The following is a 17,836-nucleotide window of genomic DNA, read 5'->3' as shown; positions in this document are numbered from 1 at the left end:
TGTCAGATACATAATTCTTTGGTTTTGTTTCTGGTTATTCATTTATTTAAACAATCACCAAAGCATAAATGCCTGAAATATTGACTGATGCTTATTTATTATTCACATTTGTTTTTAAACAAGCTCTAATTCTCCACATACCGTGTATAATTGATCCCGAAGCAAAAGATCGTGATGGTAAACCGGTGTCCTCAACCGGACACCACATTTGTTTGAATGTCTTTTTCCCCCGGACGCCTGCGCGCTTTGCGCTGCGGTGTCGGGGGCTACGAGCAAATCAGTGTCCTTCCGGACACCAGCCGACTGCAGGCCACCCGGAGCCTCGACATATCAGTCCTCACACATCTATGGTGACCCTCCGGAACGCGCCTTGCGGACACCTGCCGACCTGCGGATCTATCCGGGTCACGCAGTGCGTACTGAAACCGGATGGTGATGTCAAGTACCCTTTAAAAAGAAGAACCGGATAATAAATTTTTCGGCCGGCCGGACTGGAATCAGACTCCGCTGAAGGCTTGGTCAGGGGAAGTAAAAGAGGGATATAAAAGAAGACTGAAAAAGGAGGCTTCACGGAGTTATTAACAATGTTCAAAACTATGTTGAAAACTGTAAATAACATTTCAATGACTTTTTAAAGAATAAGCTTGCATATCTGAAAGCATGGACGATATAAGACTTCCGGCTCACATTCAAAATAAGTTATCATAAATCTATCAAGCGGTTTTCAAGCCCCTTTTCAACAAAAAACCGTTGTAAATCCCATGAAAAGTTTTTAACTTTGCACATTATTAACACGATGTTAATAACTAAACTAAACCATTGATTTATCGCGGTTTTACATGTTGATAACATTGTAACTAATGTAAATAGGACTTCAATAACCCATATATGCAAGAAATAGGCTGAAAAGTTATTCTACTTTTTAACATCCATCATATTTCTTCTTAGTGAGTTTTTAGGAAAATTTTTTTCTTCAAAATAAAAAACCAATAAATAAATGAATGTTGAAAAAGGGTTCGTGGATGCCCCGGTTGATCCTTCGGTCGATCTCGCAGCCGAGATAAAAAGACTCAAGAAAGAAAAGAACGCCGTGGTCCTCGCACACTATTATACCATCGGAGAAATCCAGGACCTCGCTGATTTCATAGGCGACTCTCTGGCCCTCGCCCGGATCGCAGAGAAACTCGACAATGACATCATCGTCATGTGTGGCGTTCACTTCATGGGCGAGACTGTCAAGATTCTCTGCCCTGACAAAAAAGTACTGGTGCCCGACCTCAACGCCGGCTGCTCGCTCGCCGACAGCTACCCTGCTCCGGAACTGGAAAAATTCATCGGAGAGCACCCCGGCCACACCGTGATCAGCTACGTCAACACATCGGCTGCCGTGAAGGCTCTGACAGATATCGTGGTCACTTCCGGCAACGCGATGGAGATTGTCAACTCCCTCCCCGCCGACGAGAAGATCATCTTCGGCCCGGACCGCAATCTCGGAAACTACATAAATTCGCAGACCGGACGCGAGATGATTCTTTGGGACGGTGCCTGCCACGTCCACGAACAGTTCTCGCTTGAAAAGATTCTCGAACTCAAAAAGCAGCATCCCGAAGCGAAAGTGCTCGTGCATCCCGAATGTCCGAAACCGATCCGCCTTGTGGCTGACAAAGTAGGTTCGACCGCCGTCCTGCTCAAGTGGGCTGAGGAATGCGAATTCGACAGCTTCATCGTGGCCACCGAAAGCGGCATCCTACACGAGATGCGCCGCCGCTGTCCGCAGAAGACCTTCATCCCCGCTCCTCCCGCCGACTCTACCTGCGCCTGCAACGACTGCTCGTTCATGAAGCTCAACACTCTTCAGAAACTCTACAACACTCTGCGCTATGAACTGCCTGAAGTGACAGTCGACCCGGCCATCATCGACCGTGCACGCCGTCCGATCACACGGATGCTTGAAATAAAATAATTCCCCACCAACCGAATCATGGAATACAATCATAAAGATATTGAATCACGCTGGCAGAACTACTGGCGTGAAAACAAGGTCTACAAGACTGAGATCGACAAATCGCGTCCGAAATACTATGTGCTCGACATGTTTCCCTATCCGTCGGGGGCCGGTCTGCACGTTGGACATCCCTTAGGCTACATCGCCTCTGACATCTACTCGCGCTACAAGCGCCTGCAGGGCTTCAATGTGCTCCATCCTATGGGCTACGATGCCTACGGTCTCCCCGCAGAGCAGTATGCCATCCAGACCGGACAGCACCCTGAGAAAACCACTACCGATAACATAGCCCGCTACCGTCAGCAGCTCGACCGCATAGGTTTCTGCTATGACTGGGACCGTGAGGTGCGCACCTGCGACCCGAAGTTCTACAAGTGGACCCAGTGGGCTTTCATGAAGATGGTGGAGAGCTACTACGACACCAAGCTCGACAAAGCACAGCCTATTTCGAAACTCGTGGCCCATTTCGAGGAAAAAGGCACCGAAGGCATCCATGCCGCATGTTCGGAAGAACTCTGTTTCACTGCCGACCAGTGGAAGGCCATGAGCGAGAAAGAGAAGAGCGACACTCTCATGAATTACCGCATTGCCTATCTCGGCAACACGATGGTCAACTGGTGTCCGCAGCTCGGCACCGTACTCGCCAATGACGAGGTCAGCGAAGGTCTTTCGATCCGCGGCGGATATCCGGTGGAACAGAAACTGATGTATCAGTGGTGTCTGCGCGTATCAGCCTACGCCCAGCGCCTCCTCGACGACCTCGACGGTCTCGACTGGACTGATTCGCTGAAAGAGACCCAGCGCAACTGGATAGGCCGTTCGGAAGGCGCCGAAATGCGCTTCAAAGTGGCCGGTTCGGATCTCGAACTTGAAATCTTCACCACCCGCGCCGACACTGTGTTCGGAGTGACCTTCATGGTGCTTGCTCCCGAAAGCGACTATGTAGACATGGTTACCACCGCTGATCAGCGCAAGGCCGTCGACGAATATCTCGACAGCATCAAGCACAAGACCGAGCGCGAACGCATGATCGACAAGAAAGTCTCAGGCGTATTCTCAGGCTCATATGCCGTGAATCCTCTGACCGGAAAGGAAATTCCTATCTATATAAGCGACTACGTGCTTGCCGGCTACGGCACAGGCGCCATCATGGCCGTACCGGCCCATGACAGCCGCGACTACGCCTTCGCCCGTCATTTCGATCTGCCCGTCATACCTCTGATAGAGGGCTGTGACGTTTCCGAGCAGAGTTTTGAGGCCAAGAGCGGCAAGATGATGAACAGCTCAAACGGCGAATTCTCGCTTGATGGCCTTGAAGTGCCTGAAGCCATCGCCGCCACCAAGCGCTACATAGCCGAGAAAGGCCTTGGCCGCGTCAAGGTCAACTATCGTCTGCGCGATGCCATCTTCAGCCGTCAGCGCTACTGGGGCGAACCATTCCCCGTATACTATAAGGATGGAATACCCCACCTGATGCCTGAATCGGCCCTGCCGCTGCTGCTGCCGGAGGTTGACAAGTATCTCCCCACCGAGACCGGCGAGCCGCCGCTGGGTCGCGCCAAGAACTGGGTAACCTCCGAAGGCTATCCCATCGAGCTTAACACCATGCCCGGTTTCGCAGGTTCTTCGGCCTACTATCTGCGCTATATGGACCCGGACAATAACGAAGCACTCGTGAGCCGCGAGGCCGATGAATACTGGCGCAATGTAGACCTCTACATCGGCGGTACCGAACACGCCACCGGTCACCTCATCTATTCGCGTTTCTGGAACAAGTTCCTCTATGACCTCGGTCATGTTGTAGAGCCCGAACCGTTCAAAAAGCTCATAAACCAGGGCATGATCCAGGGCCGCACAAGCTTTGTCTACCGCATCAAAGACACCAATACATTTGTGTCTCTCGGCCTTAAGGACCAGTATGACACCACCGCGATCCGCGTGGATGTCAACCGCGTCAGCAACGATGTGCTCGATATCGAAGCCTTCCGCGCATGGCGTCCGGAGTTCAAGGATGCCGAATTCATACTTGAAGACGGAAAATACATCTGCGGCTGGGCTGTAGAGAAAATGTCGAAATCAATGTTCAATGTGGTCAATCCCGATGACATTGTGGAGCGCTACGGAGCAGACACGCTGCGTCTATATGAAATGTTCCTCGGCCCGATCGAGCAGAGCAAGCCTTGGGACACCAACGGCATTGACGGCGTCAACCGTTTCATCAAGAAACTCTGGGCTCTCTACTTCAAGGGCGACAACTGCCTTGTGGATGACAGCAAGCCCTCGGCAGAAGCTCTCAAGGCCGTCCACAAGCTCATCAAGAAGGTGACAGCTGACATAGAGAACTTCTCTTACAATACATCAGTGGCCGCATTCATGATCTGTGTCAACGAGCTTTCGGCCTGCAAGTGTCACAGCCGCGAGGTGCTCGAACCTCTGGCAGTAGTGCTCGCACCCTTCGCTCCCCACGTGGCCGAAGAACTCTGGCACAGCGCCCTCGGCCATGACACCACCGTCAACGATGCCCGCTGGCCTGAATGGAACGAGGAATATCTCAAGGAAAACACCGCAAATTATGCCGTTTCCTTCAACGGTAAGGCGCGTTTCACCATCCAGGTACCTGCTGACCTTCCAAAGGACGAAGTCGAGAAACTGGCCCTTGAAAATGAATCCTCGGCCAAGTGGCTCGAAGGGAAGACTGTCAAGAAGATCATCGTAGTCCCCAACAAGATTGTCAACATCGTCATCGGCTGATAAAGCCTGACAAAATTTACTAATAAAAAGCGACAGATGGAATCCCGTATCGGAAACGGTGTTCCATCTGTCGCTTTTTATTTCTCCTGTTCTGATTTATTCCATTCCTTTGAGGAGATCTGGGCGGAGGAGACGGGTGCGGGCGAGGGCCTGCTCGTGTTTCCAGTCGTCGATCTTTGCAGCATGGCCTGAGAGAAGTATGTCAGGCACACGCCAGCCCTTGTATTCTGCCGGGCGGGTGTAGACGGGAGGAGCGAGAAGATTGTCCTGATACGAATCGCTCAGGGCGCTTTGTTCATCGCCAATGGCACCGGGGATCAGACGGATTATGGCATCGGCTATGACCACTGCCGGAATCTCGCCTCCGGTCAGCACATAGTCGCCTATCGAGATTTCTTTCGTGATGAGATGTTCGCGGATACGGTAGTCTATACCTTTGTAGTGGCCGCAGAGAATGATGAGGTTCTGCGACAGCGAGAGGGTGTTGGCCATCGGCTGGTCAAACTGTTCGCCGTCAGGCGAGGTGAATATAACCTCGTCATAGTCACGCTGCGATTTCAGGTGGGCTATGGCGCGGTCTACCGGTTCGATCTGCATTACCATTCCGGCTTCGCCTCCGAAGGGGTAGTCATCGACCTTCCGGTGCTTGTTTGTGGTGTATTCACGCAGATTGTGGACCACTATTTCACACAGCCCCTTGTCCTGCGCGCGTTTGAGAATCGAGCAGTTGAGAGGCGATTCGATCATTTCTGGGAGTACGGTGAGTATGTCTATTCTCATTTTTCAGTGTTACAGTTACAATTTGCTTTTTATGCGCCAGGGGGCGGGATAGAGGTTATTGGAGCGGCGTCCGAGGTTTTTGACAAAACCGAGCGGACGGCCTGAATATCTGAGCAGCACGAAGCCGCAGGGAGTGTCGTCAGGCAGCGTCACGGCATCGCCGCTGAGGTATGCCAGGGCCTCGTCACGGCTGATATCGGCTGTAGGAAATGCCGACTGCGAGAGAAGCGGGGAGAGTGCAAGCGGCTGGGAGGGTATCAGGTCGCGGCCTTTTACGGTGGCAAGCGGAATGCCTTCGTGGATCACATCGATCTCTCCTTTGAGCTTACCGAGGAGGTCCATATGAGCGGCAGGGAAGGCGCTTATGCGGTCGTTCTCGGCATAGAGTGTGACTTTTTCAGCCCATAGGCTGTCAATCCATCCGGAGGCTTCTTTTGGTATCTGTGTACGGCCGGATTTTCCTTTGCCTTTGGCTTTCTGATGTCTGGCCGGAGAGTCAGGGGAGAAGGGTTTCCACTCCCCTTTCTTGCGAACCACGGCTACAAAGAGGCCCTCGCCTTTGAGCCTGTCGGGCATGAAGCGGTAGCAGTGGTGAGGTGTGGAGATGCCTGGAGCTATACCCCACTCCGGATCAACGTCTACGGCCACGCTTTCAGCACCGAGTTCTTCGATTATGCGTGAGACCATCTCCTCGTTTTCGAGACGGTTGAAAGTACAGGTGCTGTAGATTAGAAAACCGCCGGGTTTCAGTGAGGGCCAGAGGTTGGATATGATCATCCACTGGCGTTCGGCACATTCGCTGACAAGACCTTCCGACCATTGGGCTATGGCTTCGGGGTCTTTCCGCATCATGCCTTCGCCTGAGCAGGGCACATCGGCTATGATCATGTCAAAACTGTTTTTGAGCCTGCGGAAGGCTGCTGTGTCGCCGCGGGTCACAACGGTGAATGGCGACGACCATTTGATGAGGTTCTCGCGCAGCACAGCCGCACGTGAGGGCACATACTCGTTGGCCACCGTCAGCGAACCTTCCGGCAGAGAGTCTATCGCGGCTGTGGTTTTGCCTCCTGGGGCGGCGCAGGAGTCGAGCACCCGCAGCGGCAGTCCGGAATCTTTGCAAAGTTGGCTGACCACATGGCTGTGGAACATTGAGGAGGCCTCCTGCACATAGTATCCGCCCTGATGAAGCAGCGGGTCGAAGGTGAAACGCGGACGCCGGTCAAGATAGAAGCCGTTGCGGCACCAGGGCACTTCAGCGCAGATCTCAGGCACTTCAGCGGCGCTTACATTTTTAGAGACGTTGAGTCTGACTGACACGCAGGGCTCGCCCTCGGCGAGAGCATCGCCAAGCTGCGTCAGATTCATTTCTTTAAGTTTTTCGAGGAATATTTCAGGCAGAATGCGTCGGTCCATCGGAAAGCAGGTTAAGAGGGTGTGGCGCGCCGGAGGGGTCGGCCCTCATAGCGTTCGAATTTCTCGATCCACTCTTCGGAGATAGGTACCGAGGTGTTGGTGCGGATGTCGAAGCCCGACATTATGGTGCGGCAGGTGCATTTGACCTGACCGGTTTTGACAGCGCGTACACGCTGTTCGATCATCAGACTCTTTTCGCCAATCGAAACCACTCCGGTCTCCACCTCGATTTCTTCGTGGAAGAAGGTCGGGGCACAGAAGTTGGCGTTGATATTAACGATCACCACACCCATCTTCCTGATGTCTACCTCACCGCCGTTGACCGCCTCGAAATAGCGTGCTTTGGCGAGATCCATGAAGGTAAGATAGACACTGTTGTTGAGATGTCCGAGCATGTCGATGTCATTGAATCGCATCTGCAGGGGCATCCGGTGGCGATAATTTTCTATGACAGATTCACAATAGTTTGAGCTCATTTGTCAGATAGTTTTTTTAATGAAACTGCACATCGCTGATTACCTCGGCGCCGACCACCCGGTTTATGGCCGAGATGAGCCTGTCGCGGTTGAACGAAAGCTCGTTTTTGAGCGGTGCGGAGGTAAGATAGACGTGCAGCACACCATCGCTGACATAGCGCCGGGTGGTGTAGCGGTTGATGGCAGGCCCTACCACGTCGATCCAAGCGGCGGCGGCTTTCTGGGCGTTGAGGCTTTCAGTGAGACCGGCCCGCTCCATCGCTTCGTCGATTATGCCTGCTATATGTTTGGGATATGTACGTTTCATTAGTGCATCGGGCTAAAGATACCGTTTTCCACCATCCACATCCGGTAGTCGCCGCCCGTGCGGCTCATTATCTCGTCGAGGTGTGTGCGGTTGGTGTCGGTGATGAAGATCTGTCCGAAGGAATCGGAGATGACAAGTTCCATGATGCGTTCCACTCTCGAAGCATCGAGTTTGTCGAAGATATCGTCAAGGAGCAGCAGCGGTCTTATTCCGGTGGCGCGGTGGAGGAAGTCATACTGGGCCAGGCGCAGGGCTATGGTGAAGGTCTTGCACTGTCCCTGCGAGCCGGTGCGGCGCATAGGCATGCCGTCAAGATCCATGCCGATGTCGTCGCGATGGATACCTACGGAGGTATGTTTCACTATCTCGTCATGGCGGCGAGCCTCGTCGAGAAGAGTCTGCAGGGTGATGTCCGGACGGTTCAGACCGCTCTGATAGCTGAGACTGACGTGTTCGCTGCTGCCGGCTATCGAGGAGTAGTAGCGGTCAAAAATTACTGTCAGTTCGGCAATGCGGGCGGCGCGGACAGAGTGGATGTAGTCAGCGGCCATCTCCATCACGATCTCTACGGCGGCATAGAGATTCGGGTCGACCGAACCTTCGCGCAGCAGCTTGTTGCGTTGTTCGAGAGCACGGTTGTAGCGGATGAGGCTGTCGAGATACAGGGGGTCGCTCTGCGAGATCACCATATCCATCCAGTGGCGGCGTTCCTCTCCGCTCTCGCGTATGAGATCAATGTCCTGGGGGGCCACCATGACCAGCGGGAAGCTGCCTATGTGTGAGCTTAGCCGGTCATATTCCTTTCCGCCGCGTCTGAGGCTTTTGCGCCGTCCGGCAGTGAGGCCGAGAGTGAGCTCCTCATCGGTATCCTTGCGGACATATTTTCCGCGGGCCATTGCGAAGTCTTCGCCACGGCGGATAACCATTTTGTCAGGCACCCGTGAGAAACTCTTGCAGAAGCTCAGGAAGTATATGGCATCCAGCATGTTGCTTTTGCCCATGCCGTTGTTGCCGAGAAAACAGTTCACCTTTCCCGAAAACTCCAGACGGGCTTCCGGGATGTTCTTGAAATTGGTCAGTGACAGTTCTTCTAATCTCACAGAGTGCAAAATTACTCAAAAAATCACTTACCTTCCACTATATCGAGGATGATTTTCGGGATGTCGGTATTGTCGTTGAATGAAGCGAATTTCTCAGCGCCGACGCCGATGGCATAGACCGGCACCAGACCGCCGCTGTGGCCGTTGGTGGTCCAGCCGAGACCTGTGGCTTTGTCCATGATGTCAAAAACTGTCTGTGAGAACTCATCGAAGTTGTCATAGAGTGTTTTCTTGTCCTTGCCGTTGCGGAGCACCAGGCAGCGTTCGAAATCCTCTTTCAGCTTGGCGGTCTGCTCTTGGGTCACAGGCACAAATTTCCAGAAACCGAAATTGTCGGTCAGATATTCCTCCATATCTTCCCAGCGGTAGACGCGGCGGTCTCTCATGAGACTTTTGCAGTATCTGGAGAAGGCTGATTTCGACATTTTCTGATAGTCGATGTATTTGAGGCGCAGATTGTAGCCCACGGTGTTGTTGCCAAGGCCCATTCCGCCTGTCTCATGGTCTGCAGTGACTACGATGAGGGTTTCGTCAGGGTGGGCGAGATAGAAGTCATAGGCTACCTTGAGAGCTTCCTGGAAATTGAGGGTTTCCTTGATGACAGTGGCTCCGTCATTGGCATGGCTGGCATGGTCTATGTTGCCGCCTTCAACCATCATGAAAAAGCGGTCGCGGCCGTTTTTCTGGAGATGTCTGAGGCAGGCCTCGGTCATGACGGGGAGAGTGAGTACACCGGGAATGGAGTCGATCGTATAGCCGATGTTGCCGGTGTTGATCGAGTCGGTGTTGAGAAGCACCACACGGCGTGAGTCAATGGTTTCAAGAGCGTCTGTTCCGCGGACCACGGCCACGTTGTTCTCAACGAAATATTTCATCAGGTCTGTCGGGTTACCTTTTTTGTCCTTGATACCTCGCAGGTTTGAGCCGGCTATGAAGTCATAGCCGCAGGCGGCAGCATCTTTGCCTATCTCGTAATACATCGAGCGTTTGGGCACGTGGGTGTAGAAAGCGCCCGGAGTGGCATCGTCAGGAGCCACTGAGGTGACCAGCCCCACACCGAAGCCGTCATCAAAGAGGGTCTTTGCAACTGAGACAACCTCGGCCGAATCAGGAGTCATGCCGAGCATACCGTTGTTGGTCTTGTTGCCTGTCGAGAGGGCCGTTCCGGCTGCTGCGGAGTCGGTTACCGGGCTGGAAGCGGAGTAGGTTGTCAGAGTCGAGGCTACCGGAAACTGCATCATGAGCAGATGGTCATCATTGCCGAGCACCGTACGGTTATAGGCTTCGGCAGCCATGACCTGGCCCATTCCCATTCCATCGCCGATATAGTAGAAAATATATTTCGGAGTGCCGGCCAGGATGGCTCCGGCAGCCGTCAGCATTGTCAGAAATGAAAATAATCTGGTTCTCATGAAAAGAAGTGTTTGTATAGTTTGGATTATCAGTTGTATTTAAGAATTTCGTCAATCGGATGGCGTGAGTTTGACAGACGCGGCACTTTGCGCTGTCCGCCGAGTTTTCCTGTAGCCGCAAGCCATTTGTCGAAGACTCCTTTTCTGCCTTTGACTATGGTCAGCCGGTCGAGAAAAATTCCGTGGCTGCGCTTTGCCTCGTAGTCACTGTTTTCCTGCTGGAGCGCAAGGTCGAGCTGCCGGGCGAATTCATCGATTGATTCCGGCTCTCGGTTGAACTCTATCAGCCATTCGTGGCGTCCGCGTGAGTGGTCCGAGGCATAGACGGGTGCAGCCGTATAGTTTGATATCTCGCAGTCAAGAGTCTTGCAAACTTTTGTCAGCGCGGCCTCGGCGTTCTGGACCATCAGTTCCTCGCCGAATGCGTTGATGTAGCTCTTGGTGCGTCCGGCAATGGTGATCTTCAGCGGCTCCACCGATTCGATGCGCACCGTATCGCCCAGCGGATAGCGCCATAGGCCGTTACATGATGTGATCACAAGCTCGTAGATCTCCCCTTCCTCCACCTTCCATGCCGGAATGATCTCCGGGCGGTCTGAATCGGCTTCCTCCGTGCGGATGAATTCGAAGAAGGTTCCGCAGTCGAGCAGAAGCAGCATGGCCTGGTCGTCAATGGCGTTCTGGACAGCGAAGAATCCTTCAGAGGCATTGTAGCATTCCAGATAGCGCATTTTCGGATCTGTGATGTGGCTGTATTGCTCGCGGTAGGGGGCCATCGAGATGCCCCCGTGGAAGAAGACTTCGAGGTTGGGCCAGACATCGTGGATTGTCTGCGCGCCTTTTGCCTTGATGATCTGTTTGAGGACGGTGAGAAACCAGGAGGGGACGCCTGATATGTTGGTGATGTCATGGTCAGCCGCGGCGCTGACCAAAGCCGGGAGTTTTACCGCCCAGTCTTCAAGCAGAGCTATTCGTTTTGATGGAACGCGGGTCAGATTGACCAGCGGATTGATGTTTTCTATGAGGTTGGCCGAGAGATCGCCTACTCTGACTCCGGGAGGCAGAGTCAGTTCATTGGCGAAGCTGCCTCCGAGTATGAAGCTCTTGCCTGCGAAGATGCGGCTGTCGGGGTAGAGGCTGAGGTAGTGGCTGATCACAGAACTGCCCCCTTTATAGTGCGATCGGCTGAACGAGGCGGGGGTGACTGGTATGTATTTGCTCTTGCCGTCAGAGGTTCCTGACGACTGGGCGAAATTGCGGGTGAGGCCGGGCCACAGCACGTCTTTCTCTCCCGCTATCATTCTCATGACATAAGGGCGCAGCCCGGCATAGGCCGAGACAGACGGAAGCAGACGGCGGAAATCATCATATGACCGGACCTCGCTCAGGCCTTTTTCCGCGCCCCATTTTGTCTGTCGCAGATTGCGTAGCAGAAAGTCGAGCTGGCCGAGTTGTATTTCCTGTGTGCGGCCGGTCCAGGAAAGCGCTTCTTTAACTCTCCTGCCGAGCAGGAAACGGGCAAGGGGTGTGAAATTCATTTTTGGCAGTCAGTGTTGATGATTATCAGAGTCAATGGCCGTGAAGGCTGTGTTTTCAACAACATTACGGCTGATGCGGTTCAGAGTTCGTCGGGATGCTTGCGGTAATATTCCTGAAGCAGAGGTCCGATATTGAAATAGAAGCCTCCGCGCTGCTTGCCTGATGAATCCTTGACGGTGATGTATTCGTATGAGGGATCGTAGAACACGTGGTCGGCCACGGAGTAGTCCATCATATTAAGAAGCACATATTCATGCTGCGGTTCTATGACATACCATGCGTTTTCCTCATCCTCGCCGGTTCCGGTCGAGACGATGGCCATGAGCAGATAGTTGAGCTTATACTGCCAGATGTTGGCCAGATTGTTTTTGCCTTTCTCCCGGAGGGCTTTTATGAGCATCACCATCTCTCCGAGATTGAAGGGATTGTCGGCAAGGGCTTTTTCGGCATACATTATCACCGAGTCACACTCCTGACGGGTCAGTTTGCGCGAGCGGTCAAGCACGTTATACTGGATGTCGCGCTGCGAGGAGCGGTAGGGGTTATAGTCTTCCTGAAACATGTAGCCGAGGTAGAGATGGCGGTACTTGTCTATTTTCATCAGTGTGTCATTGCGCTGGAACTCTTTCATGAGCCGCGGGTAATAGTAGGGCGACTTGCTGTCAAGAGTCTCAAGGCGTATTTTTTCCAGGTCGGGTTTCTCGCGTTTGAGCTGTTTTCCTGCCGACTGTGCTGCGGCACTGACTGAAACGATTACTGAGAGTATGATGGATAGGAGGATGCGCATATTTCAGATTTTAAAGATGAGCCATAAAAGGGCGGTTCCGGCCATGCAGACGGCTATGACTGCGGGGAGTCCCTTGGCACAAAGATAGTTCAAAAATTTGGAAGATGGAAATCCGAGAGCTTTTCCGGCTGGAGTCTTGCTGTAGGCTATTCCTCCGAGAATGGCTCCCGCCACACCTCCTATGATCATCCATGCGTGGGAGATTACGAGGCCTGTCATGGCGCCTGCAAGAGCAGCACCTGCTATGTAGCCAAGTCCGCGCCGCGATCCGGAGATGCTTTTTGGCAGCATGAACGAGAGGACCACCACGATGACGGTGGCTATCCCCCAGAAAATCAAAGTAGAGACTGTTGGGAGCGAGGCTTTGGCCGCGGCCACACATAGGCCTGTATAGACAACTATGATTCCATAGCGGTTCGAAGCGAAGACAAGACCAAGTCCTGCGAGCAGAAGGATGACGGTGATCAGTATCAGCATGGCTAATTATTGAATAGTTGAAGTGAGCTTTCGGTTGATGGTTTCTGGCGGTGTTTTCTAATTTAACGTAAATTATCGGCCCAATGTTGCTGCAGAGTGTTAAAAGTCGTACTTTTGCATTAATAAAAGCACGTTAAAAGCACGTTCAATGAGCGGCATAAGTAACTCTGAGAAATTATCAGCAGGAGCTACTTAACATTATATTTTTATTAAACCTCTTGATTTTGAAGAGTCACTTACAGTCAACAAAAACTAATTTTTTTGGCACTTTGCTGAAATATGGCGTTCCGCTTGTCATTTCGGTAGGGCTTTGCTGGCTTTTGTTCAGCAACGATGATATTGATCTGGCAGGAATGATGGAGATTGTCAGGCGGGAATGTGATTTCCGGTGGATTCTGCTCAATCTGCTCCTCGGCATCATGGCCCAGGTTTTCCGCGCGGCCCGATGGCAGATACAGCTGAGGGCTCTTGATATACGCCCCCCGTTCCGGCAGCTGGTGCTTAGCATCTTCGGCACGTATTCGGTCAATCTTGTGTTTCCGCGCCTTGGAGAGGTGTGGCGCACAGGCTATATAGCGGCCCGCGAGCGCGCCCCGTTCACTACGGTGTTCGGTTCGATGGTGGCCGACCGTCTGGCCGACACTCTGACCGTGCTGATTCTTCTATTGCTGACTTTCATACCGGCCGGAGCGCAGCTCAGAGAATATCTTGGACAGAGCGGAGGCGCTTTGGCCCGGATCAGTGAGATTCTGGGCTCTCCCCTGCTCTGGGGTTTTGTGATAGCCGCAATGGCCGCTGTCTGGTTTGTGTTTGTAAGATTTCCTGAGCATAAGGTGATAGCCCGTCTGCGCTCTATCATAAGCGGCCTGTGGAAGGGATTCGCGGTAGTGGTCACAATGCCCGGTCGCGGACGGTGGCTGATCTTCACGGTGCTTATATGGAGCTGCTATATCATGTCGCTCTATTGCGCTTTCAGAGCCTTCCCGCTTACAGCCGAGGTGCTGGTGATTCACGGGCCTACTGCTCTGGCTGTATGCTTTGTGCTGACGAGTCTTGCTATGGGAGTGCCCTCTAACGGCGGCATAGGACCCTGGCAGTGGGCCATGATTTTCGGCCTCACTCTCTATTCGGCAGGTGTGGCTGGCCTCACACATGAATATGCTCTGACTTTCGCCAATCTCGTGATGGGTGTGCAGACTCTGATGCTGATTGTCCAGGGACTTTTCACTTTCGGCTGCATAGCTTTTTCAAAACGTTCAAAACCACTGTCAAAATGAAATTCGACGATAGCGACGAGGACTACTTCCTCCATGATTTCAGCCGTAAAGACCGTCAGTCGGAAGAAGATCAGCGGCACTCCCCTACTCCTGATCCGTCTGATCCGGCCACCCGGCCGGCGGCACCGTCATTCGATTTTTCCGATGGCGGCTCTGACAGTTTACGGACAGCGGAAGCCGGAGAGACGCGCCGCAAACGCGGCCACGGATGGCTGTGGTTTTTCCTTGTCGTTGCGGTAGTGCTTGCCGCCGCGGTTACCATACGTTATTTTGTGCCTTACGTCACTGAGTCACGTGTCACCGGCTATGTGACTCTCGTGGAAAAACGCGGCATTGTCTTCCCTACCTTTGAGGGCGAGATGGTCAGCGAATCACAGCTGGCCGACACTACCCGCATCTATTCCCGCGATCTCAGTTTCAGCATTCCAGACGATGATCTGGCACTGCGGCTGCAGCAGTATCAGGGCACAGGGCGTCCGGTGACTGTCACCTTCAAGCGTTATTACGGCACTCTGCCTTGGCGTGGCGCGTCAAACACGGTGGCTGTAGATTTCATGCCGGCTGAAAAGCAGCGCTGACAGACGGTAGTAAAAAACACATCAATCCAACCGAATTACTCACACCTCTCCCCCTATTATTTCTAAAGTGGACTACAGAATACTTCCTCCCGACGGTTTTTTAGAAGCGCGGCTGCGGCTTCCGCTTTCAAAGAGCATGAGCAACCGTGCTCTGATCATCAACGCTCTGACTCCCGGAGCATCCGAACTTGAAAACGTGGCCGAATGTGATGACACCTACGCAATGCGCCGGGCACTTTCGTCGCTTGACGCAGATGTGATAAATATAGGCGCAGCCGGAACCACTATGCGCTTCCTGACAGCTTTCATAGCCTCACGGCCAGGATGCAGCCTGCTGCTCGACGGCAGCGAGCGTATGCGTCACCGCCCTATAGCTGTGCTTGTCGATGCTCTGCGCTCGCTTGGAGCCGATATAGAATATGCCGGAGAGGAGGGCTTTCCGCCTCTGCGCATCAGTGGCCGCCGTCTGAAAGGCGGAGAGCTGACTCTCGACTCTACGGTTAGCTCGCAGTATATCTCGGCTCTTCTGATGGTGGCGCCGCTTATGGAGGAGGGTCTGAAGCTTACGCTGAAAGGAGAGACCGTGTCGCGCCCCTACATACTGATGACATTGAAAATGATGTCGGAAGCAGGTATAGAGAGCGAGTTTGCAGGCAACTCTGTGAGCATAGCTCCGCAGGCCTACAAAGCATGGAACTTCCGGGTTGAGGGCGACTGGAGCGCCGCCGCCGCCTGGTATGAGATCGAGGCTCTTTCATCGGGCACCGTTACAATTGACAATCTCTGCCGCGAGTCGTTTCAGGGTGACCGCAAGCTGGCCGACATATTCGGGCATTTAGGCGTTGTGACCGAATGGGAGGGAGAGGACGGAGGCTCTGACCTTGTGGCATCTCCTGACCAGGATGCACGCCTGCGGATTGATTTCTCTGATACTCCTGACCTTGCGCAATATGTCATTGTGACCTGCGCCATGCTCGGCATACCGTTTCATTTCACCGGTCTGTCGACCCTCGCTATCAAGGAAACAGACCGGGTGAAGGCCGTCTGCACCGAAATGGCCAGACTCGGCATTATCATGCAACCGGAGGGCAATGATGTGCTTTCGTGGGAAGGACAGCGGCGGCCTATGACCGAACTTCCGCGTTTCGACACTTATGATGACCACCGAATGGCCATGTGCTTGGCTCCGGTGGCTCTGTTCGTGCCGGGCATAATCATCAATGATGTGGAGGTTGTCAGCAAGTCTTATCCTGAATTCTGGGATGAACTGAGGCGCGCGGGTTTCACTCTTCTTGACGGAGACGCACCTCTCCCCGACCCTGACGACGAATGATCTTTGCAGATAATCACCAATATTACTTGACTACTGACTGACTACAGATGACAGGCGCACTGATTATACTCGCTGTGACAGTTCTGACAGGACTGATTCTCTATCTTACCCATAGGCCGGATAGCGCATCTGCAAATGAAGGCGGCTCCCCTGCCCTTTCGGGCTCTCATGACTCTGACGGAGAGGAGTGTTGCGGACTTCATGCCGTGTGTGAGAAAGGCCTCTCCCCAACCGAAGGTCCTGTCTATTTCGACGATGAGGAACTCGACCGTTTCGCAGGCCGTCAGCCCGACAGCTATACCGAAAGTGAGGTTGAAGAGTTCCGCGAGGTGCTTTACACACTTCTGCCCTCTGACATCTATCCGTGGGGTGCCTCTCTGACCCGGCGTGACATAGCTCTCCCCTCTTCTCTGCGTGACGAATGGCTTATGCTGGTCAACGGCTGAGGCCCTCTAAGAGCCCTATAATTATGATAGAGATACTGCAATATGACTTTTTCAGGAGTGCTGTGATCGGAGTCCTGCTCCTGAGTGTGGCTTCGGCTATAATCGGCACCTATATAGTGACGCGCCGCCTCGTCTCCATATCAGGGGGCATCACCCATGCCTGCTTCGGAGGTCTCGGACTGGGATATTTTCTCGGATGCAACCCAATTGCAATGGCCGCGCTTTTCGCTGTAGGATCATCGCTTGGGGTTGACTGGATGGCCAGGCGCCACAGAGTGCGCGAGGATTCGGCTATTGCTGTCATATGGGCGTTGGGCATGGCCTTGGGCACACTTTTCATTTTCCTTACTCCCGGCTATGTGCCAGAACTTAATGCCTTCCTGTTCGGCAACATCCTGACCATCACTCACGGCGATCTCTGGACATTCGGCATTTTTACCGCAGTGTTGCTGCTCTTTGTGGCCGCTTTTTTCCGTAAGATAGTCATCTGTGCCTTTGACCCTGACTTTGCACGGGTGTGTCGTCTGCCTGTCACCTTCATCACTACGGCCATGACTGTTCTGGTGGCTGTCTGCATAGTTCTTACAATCCGTCTGGTGGGTGTGATGCTGCTGATGTCCATGCTTTCACTGCCTCAGATGATAGCCGAGGTGTTCTGCAACCGTTTCAAGTCCATGATGCTGCTTTCGGTGCTGGTTTCGCTGCTTTGCTGCCTCGGCGGACTGTTTATGGCTACCGTTGTCGATGTGCCATGTTCGGCACTGATAGTGCTGACCATGACTGCGGCCTATATGGCCGTGCGCCTTTACAAAGCCATAGCCGGCTGAGGACGGCCGGCGGTGGCCATACCTCACGGCGCCCCTGTCCGGGGCGTCACGGCTTTTTCATTTAAGATAAAATAAAGTGTATACCTGCCCTTACCCGTTTCGAGCTGAAGCGGGTAATCTGTTGTATCTGTATTTCAGTTGTTTATCTCTTCGTTAAAATCTTATTTTTTTTCATTTTTGGCTTAAAAATCGCATTAGTCGGGTAAAGCTCATCGAGATATGTCTGATCAGTTCGGCCATGCCTTTATTCTTATCCGATTGTTTTTTGCGAAGTCCTTTCCATATTGAGAACACCGAGTAAACGATTCTCTGTATGGTGTCGAGGTTT

Annotated in this window: 16 protein-coding genes; 7 read left to right on the top strand and 9 right to left on the bottom strand. The window is 53.1% G+C overall.

What is annotated here, in order from left to right; translation table 11 throughout:
* Window positions 1-997 precede the first annotated feature (997 nt).
* Together nadA and leuS are read left to right on the top strand one after the other, a co-directional pair.
* Entirely contained in the window at window positions 998-1,963 is a 966-nt protein-coding gene (gene nadA, locus C5O23_RS13100) for a quinolinate synthase NadA (RefSeq protein ID WP_107033364.1), read from the top strand.
* 18 nt (window positions 1,964-1,981) lie between these two features.
* Window positions 1,982-4,756 (top strand): leucine--tRNA ligase, encoded by a 2,775-nt coding sequence (gene leuS / locus C5O23_RS13095; RefSeq protein WP_107033363.1) that lies wholly within the window; start codon window positions 1,982-1,984, stop codon window positions 4,754-4,756.
* Window positions 4,757-4,852: 96 nt separating this feature from the next.
* Here the strand turns inward: leuS and trmD are convergent, their stop codons facing one another.
* The 9 genes from trmD to C5O23_RS13050 form a co-directional block, all read right to left on the bottom strand.
* Entirely contained in the window at window positions 4,853-5,536 is a 684-nt protein-coding gene (gene trmD / locus C5O23_RS13090; RefSeq protein WP_107033362.1) for a tRNA (guanosine(37)-N1)-methyltransferase TrmD, read from the bottom strand.
* A 15-nt stretch (window positions 5,537-5,551) separates the two neighbouring features.
* Entirely contained in the window at window positions 5,552-6,949 is a 1,398-nt protein-coding gene (locus C5O23_RS13085; protein ID WP_107033361.1) for a methyltransferase RsmF C-terminal domain-like protein, read from the bottom strand.
* Window positions 6,950-6,960: 11 nt separating this feature from the next.
* Window positions 6,961-7,425: an acyl-CoA thioesterase gene (locus tag C5O23_RS13080; protein WP_107033360.1), complete on the bottom strand. Its 465-nt coding sequence runs from the start codon at window positions 7,423-7,425 to the stop codon at window positions 6,961-6,963.
* A 16-nt stretch (window positions 7,426-7,441) separates the two neighbouring features.
* Window positions 7,442-7,732 carry a DUF721 domain-containing protein gene (locus C5O23_RS13075; protein WP_107033359.1) on the bottom strand — a complete coding sequence of 97 codons (291 nt, stop codon included), beginning with the start codon at window positions 7,730-7,732 and terminating at the stop codon, window positions 7,442-7,444.
* Window positions 7,732-8,832 (bottom strand): DNA replication/repair protein RecF, encoded by a 1,101-nt coding sequence (gene recF / locus C5O23_RS13070; protein WP_107033358.1) that lies wholly within the window; start codon window positions 8,830-8,832, stop codon window positions 7,732-7,734. The genes C5O23_RS13075 and recF overlap by 1 nt, the downstream gene beginning before the upstream one ends.
* A 23-nt stretch (window positions 8,833-8,855) precedes the next feature.
* On the bottom strand, window positions 8,856-10,244 hold the full coding sequence (locus C5O23_RS13065) for an alkaline phosphatase (protein WP_107033357.1): 1,389 nt from the start codon (window positions 10,242-10,244) through the stop codon (window positions 8,856-8,858).
* Window positions 10,245-10,273: 29 nt separating this feature from the next.
* Entirely contained in the window at window positions 10,274-11,782 is a 1,509-nt protein-coding gene (locus C5O23_RS13060) for a GH3 auxin-responsive promoter family protein (protein ID WP_107033356.1), read from the bottom strand.
* A gap of 80 nt (window positions 11,783-11,862) precedes the next feature.
* Complete coding sequence (locus C5O23_RS13055) at window positions 11,863-12,570, bottom strand: DUF4919 domain-containing protein (RefSeq protein WP_107033355.1); 708 nt, start codon at window positions 12,568-12,570, stop codon at window positions 11,863-11,865.
* Window positions 12,571-12,573: 3 nt separating this feature from the next.
* Window positions 12,574-13,047, bottom strand: coding sequence for a hypothetical protein (locus tag C5O23_RS13050; protein WP_107033354.1), 474 nt, complete (start codon window positions 13,045-13,047; stop codon window positions 12,574-12,576).
* Between the two features lie 269 nt (window positions 13,048-13,316).
* On the opposite strand from C5O23_RS13050, the gene C5O23_RS13045 reads away from it, so the two are divergent.
* The 5 genes from C5O23_RS13045 (at window position 13,317) to C5O23_RS13025 (ending at window position 17,508) form a co-directional block, all read left to right on the top strand.
* Entirely contained in the window at window positions 13,317-14,324 is a 1,008-nt protein-coding gene (locus C5O23_RS13045; RefSeq protein WP_161553616.1) for a lysylphosphatidylglycerol synthase transmembrane domain-containing protein, read from the top strand.
* On the top strand, window positions 14,321-14,902 hold the full coding sequence (locus tag C5O23_RS13040) for a hypothetical protein (protein ID WP_107033352.1): 582 nt from the start codon (window positions 14,321-14,323) through the stop codon (window positions 14,900-14,902). The genes C5O23_RS13045 and C5O23_RS13040 overlap by 4 nt, the downstream gene beginning before the upstream one ends.
* 67 nt (window positions 14,903-14,969) lie before the next feature.
* Window positions 14,970-16,235 (top strand): 3-phosphoshikimate 1-carboxyvinyltransferase, encoded by a 1,266-nt coding sequence (locus tag C5O23_RS13035; protein ID WP_240597855.1) that lies wholly within the window; start codon window positions 14,970-14,972, stop codon window positions 16,233-16,235.
* Between the two features lie 47 nt (window positions 16,236-16,282).
* Complete coding sequence (locus tag C5O23_RS13030; protein WP_107033351.1) at window positions 16,283-16,681, top strand: phospholipase; 399 nt, start codon at window positions 16,283-16,285, stop codon at window positions 16,679-16,681.
* A gap of 23 nt (window positions 16,682-16,704) precedes the next feature.
* Window positions 16,705-17,508 (top strand): metal ABC transporter permease, encoded by an 804-nt coding sequence (locus tag C5O23_RS13025; protein ID WP_240597853.1) that lies wholly within the window; start codon window positions 16,705-16,707, stop codon window positions 17,506-17,508.
* Window positions 17,509-17,836: the final 328 nt, after the last annotated feature.

The sequence above is a fragment of the Duncaniella muris genome (assembly GCF_003024805.1).
Lineage (GTDB): Bacteria > Bacteroidota > Bacteroidia > Bacteroidales > Muribaculaceae > Duncaniella > Duncaniella muris.
Note: the sequence above shows the minus strand (reverse complement) of the source record. Positions and strands in the feature narration are given on the sequence as shown.

Bases quoted from the DNA above. Each gene is read 5' to 3' on its own strand.
- C5O23_RS13060 (WP_107033356.1), bottom strand. From the start codon at position 11,782: ATGAATTTCACACCCCTTGCCCGTTTCCTGCTCGGCAGGAGAGTTAAA.
- C5O23_RS13050 (WP_107033354.1), bottom strand. From the start codon at position 13,047: ATGCTGATACTGATCACCGTCATCCTTCTGCTCGCAGGACTTGGTCTT.
- C5O23_RS13085 (WP_107033361.1), bottom strand. From the start codon at position 6,949: ATGGACCGACGCATTCTGCCTGAAATATTCCTCGAAAAACTTAAAGAA.
- C5O23_RS13040 (WP_107033352.1), top strand. From the start codon at position 14,321: ATGAAATTCGACGATAGCGACGAGGACTACTTCCTCCATGATTTCAGC.
- C5O23_RS13025 (WP_240597853.1), top strand. From the start codon at position 16,705: ATGATAGAGATACTGCAATATGACTTTTTCAGGAGTGCTGTGATCGGA.
- C5O23_RS13075 (WP_107033359.1), bottom strand. From the start codon at position 7,732: ATGAAACGTACATATCCCAAACATATAGCAGGCATAATCGACGAAGCG.
- C5O23_RS13065 (WP_107033357.1), bottom strand. From the start codon at position 10,244: ATGAGAACCAGATTATTTTCATTTCTGACAATGCTGACGGCTGCCGGA.
- C5O23_RS13055 (WP_107033355.1), bottom strand. From the start codon at position 12,570: ATGCGCATCCTCCTATCCATCATACTCTCAGTAATCGTTTCAGTCAGT.
- leuS (WP_107033363.1), top strand. From the start codon at position 1,982: ATGGAATACAATCATAAAGATATTGAATCACGCTGGCAGAACTACTGG.
- C5O23_RS13030 (WP_107033351.1), top strand. From the start codon at position 16,283: ATGACAGGCGCACTGATTATACTCGCTGTGACAGTTCTGACAGGACTG.
- trmD (WP_107033362.1), bottom strand. From the start codon at position 5,536: ATGAGAATAGACATACTCACCGTACTCCCAGAAATGATCGAATCGCCT.
- C5O23_RS13080 (WP_107033360.1), bottom strand. From the start codon at position 7,425: ATGAGCTCAAACTATTGTGAATCTGTCATAGAAAATTATCGCCACCGG.
- nadA (WP_107033364.1), top strand. From the start codon at position 998: ATGAATGTTGAAAAAGGGTTCGTGGATGCCCCGGTTGATCCTTCGGTC.